General features: G+C 47.0%; 2 rRNA genes (1 of these 2 only partly in view). Both read right to left on the bottom strand.

The features are described 5' to 3' along the window. Positions 1 to 76: 76 nt before the first annotated feature. Positions 77 to 185 (bottom strand): 5S ribosomal RNA (gene rrf / locus ACFWU4_RS15945). Between the two features lie 132 nt (positions 186 to 317). After that, positions 318 to 3,010 (bottom strand): 23S ribosomal RNA (locus ACFWU4_RS15940); it runs 132 nt beyond the window's last position.

Genomic DNA, 3,010 nt, shown 5'->3' with positions numbered 1-3,010 from the left:
TATAATAAAACATAAAAAACCCTTACTAAATAAATAGTAAGGGTTTTAGTTTAATACCAACTTGATGTTGATATAAAAAAGGCGGCGACCTACTCTTCCACAGTAAGCAGTACCATCGGCGCAAACGGGCTTAACTTCTCTGTTCGGAATGGTAAGAGGTGAGCCCCGTCGCTATAACCACCTTAAATCGATATTCTATTGTTGAACAACAGAATTTAAAATGTGTAGTTAAAAAACACTAATATCTTAACATATTGAAAAAGGACGATTATACGTCTTATACATGAACAATAATTTGTACTCTAAAAAAACTTCCGTACAATAAGCCTATGGGTTATTAGTACTACTTGGCTATGACATTACTGCCTTTACACCTATAGCCTATCAACGTGGTCATCTTCCACGACCCTTTAAAGAAATCTCATCTTGTGGTGGGTTTCGCGCTTATATGCTTTCAGCGCTTATCCCTTCCGAACGTAGCTACCCAGCAATGCTCCTGGCGGAACAACTGGTACACCAGAGGTTCGTCCAACTCGGTCCTCTCGTACTAGAGTCAGATCCACTCAAATTTCTAACGCCCACAGTAGATAGAGACCGAACTGTCTCACGACGTTCTGAACCCAGCTCGCGTGCCACTTTAATGGGCGAACAGCCCAACCCTTGGGACCTTCTCCAGCCCCAGGATGTGACGAGCCGACATCGAGGTGCCAAACCCCCCCGTCGATATGAGCTCTTGGGGGAGATCAGCCTGTTATCCCCGGAGTACCTTTTATCCTTTGAGCGATGGCCCTTCCATACGGAACCACCGGATCACTATGCTCTACTTTCGTACCTGATCGACCTGTATGTCTCTCAGTCAAGCTCCCTTATGCCATTGCACTCTACGCACGGTTACCAAGCGTGCTGAGGGAACCTTTAGAAGCCTCCGTTACTCTTTTGGAGGCGACCACCCCAGTCAAACTACCCACCAAGCACTGTCCCTGATTAGAGGTTAGACTCTAGATAAGCAAAGGGTGGTATTTCAACAATGACTCACGCACGCCTGGCGACGCACGGTCGAAGTCTCCCACCTATCCTACACATTACTTATCCAAAGCCAATACTAAGCTATAGTAAAGGTTCACGGGGTCTTTTCGTCCCACTGCGGGTAATCGGCATCTTCACCGATACTACAATTTCACCGAGCTCATGGCTGAGACAGTATCCAAATCGTTACACCATTCGTGCAGGTCGGAACTTACCCGACAAGGAATTTCGCTACCTTAGGACCGTTATAGTTACGGCCGCCGTTTACTGGGGCTTCATTTGAGATCTTCGAAGTAAACTTCTAAACCCTCCACTTAACCTTCCAGCACCGGGCAGGTGTCAGGCCCTATACATCATCTTTCGATTTAGCAGAGCCCTGTGTTTTTGATAAACAGTCGCTTGGATCTTTTCACTGCGGCCTTCCCGAAGGAAGGCGACGCTTCTCCCGAAGTTACGCGTCAATTTTGCCTAGTTCCTTAGCCATGAATCTCTCGAGCACCTTAGAATTCTCATCCCAACTACCTGTGTCGGTTTAGGGTACGGGCTGCTTCACTCGCTTTTCTTGGAAGTCGATTCGCTAGATTATCACCTTGACCGTAGTCTCAGTGTACTATCGCCGTGTTACCACTGGCTTCAACGTACTATTCCGTCAGTACGCACTAACTTTTCGCCTCCGTCACTTTTAGTGTGAGCAGGTACAGGAATATTAACCTGTTGTCCATCCACTACCCCTTTCGGGTTCGCGTTAGGTCCCGACTAACCCTCAGCTGATTAGCATAGCTGAGGAAACCTTAGTCTTTCGGTGTGCGGGTTTCTCGCCCGCATTATCGTTACTTATGCCTACATTTTCTTTTGTAGCTTCTCCAGCATACCTCACAGTACACCTTCGACGACACTACAATGCTCCCCTACCACTTTTACAAGTCCATAGCTTCGGTAGTATGTTTATGCCCGATTATTATCCATGCCGGATCGCTCGACTAGTGAGCTGTTACGCACTCTTTAAATGAATGGCTGCTTCCAAGCCAACATCCTAGCTGTCTGTGCAATCCAACCTCGTTTATTCAACTTAACATACATTTTGGGACCTTAGCTGATGGTCTGGGTTCTTTCCCTCTCGGACATGGACCTTAGCACCCATGCCCTCACTGCTGATTAACATTTTATAGCATTCGGAGTTTGTCAGGAATTGGTAGGCGGTGAAGCCCCCGCATCCAATCAGTAGCTCTACCTCTATAAAACTATAAATCAACGCTGCACCTAAATGCATTTCGGGGAGTACGAGCTATTTCCGAGTTTGATTGGCCTTTCACCCCTACCCACAGGTCATCCGAACACTTTTCAACGTATATCGGTTCGGGCCTCCACTGTGTGTTACCACAGCTTCACCCTGCCCATGGGTAGATCACACGGTTTCGCGTCTACCACTACTAACTAAAGCGCCCTATTCAGACTCGCTTTCGCTACGGATCCGGACCTGAAGTCCTTAACCTTGCTAGCAACGGTAACTCGTAGGCTCATTATGCAAAAGGCACGCCGTCACAGATCAAGTCTGCTCCGACCGCTTGTAAGCGTATGGTTTCAGGTTCTATTTCACTCCCTTATTCAGGGTTCTTTTCACCTTTCCCTCACGGTACTAGTTCACTATCGGTCTCTCAGGAGTATTTAGCCTTATCGGATGGTCCCGACTGATTCACACAGGGTTTCACGTGCCCCGCACTACTCAGGATACCACTATCTTAACAATCTTTACTTATACGGGACTATCACCCTCTTTGGTCAGTCTTTCCAAACTGTTCTAATTCATTATGCATCGAATATCGTGGTCCTACAACCCCAGCATTGCCGTAACAATACTGGTTTGGGCTAATCCAATTTCGCTCGCCGCTACTATCGGAATCACTTTTGTTTTCTTCTCCTCCGGGTACTTAGATGTTTCAGTTCTCCGGGTTCGCCTCCTTGCGGATAACATGTCTTCAACATG

The organism is Winogradskyella sp. PE311, assembly GCF_046545555.1.
Lineage (GTDB): Bacteria > Bacteroidota > Bacteroidia > Flavobacteriales > Flavobacteriaceae > Winogradskyella.
The sequence above is the reverse complement of the archived record's forward strand: the minus strand, read 5'-3'. Positions and strand labels throughout refer to the sequence as shown.